Genomic DNA, 347 nt, shown 5'->3' with positions numbered 1-347 from the left:
CGGAATGATAACCAAAGAACCTTCCTTGAGTTCGACAGGATCCTTGCCTTCTTCCTGGTACCAGCCTTCACCGGCGGTACAGATGAGGACCTGCCCACCGCCCTTAGTTGCTTTGTGGACATGCCAGTTGTTGCGACAAGCAGGTTCAAAAGTAACATTGTGGAAGGCCAGCTGACCATCAGAAGTCGCTCCTAGATTTTTGAGGTAGGATTGGCCGATTGGCCGATGAAGAATTGGGCATAAGCCTCATTGCTGTCACCTAGGCCAAAAGCGTTGGCCTGGTCGAAATCTTTCTTAGTTGCGTATTTCATGTGGATACCTCCTATTTTTGCTTTTATTCTAGTCTT

The 347-nt window shown here is 48.1% G+C and carries 1 protein-coding gene; it reads left to right on the top strand.

Features of this window, described 5'->3' with window-relative positions:
- Positions 1–195 (top strand): hypothetical protein (locus FH871_RS35260; protein ID WP_212768425.1); only part of this gene is annotated, 195 nt, incomplete at its 5' end.
- Positions 196–347: the final 152 nt, after the last annotated feature.

The sequence above is a fragment of the Larkinella sp. C7 genome (assembly GCF_006149005.1).
In the GTDB taxonomy this organism is placed as follows: Bacteria; Bacteroidota; Bacteroidia; order Cytophagales; family Spirosomataceae; genus Larkinella.
The sequence above is the reverse complement of the archived record's forward strand: the minus strand, read 5'-3'. Positions and strand labels throughout refer to the sequence as shown.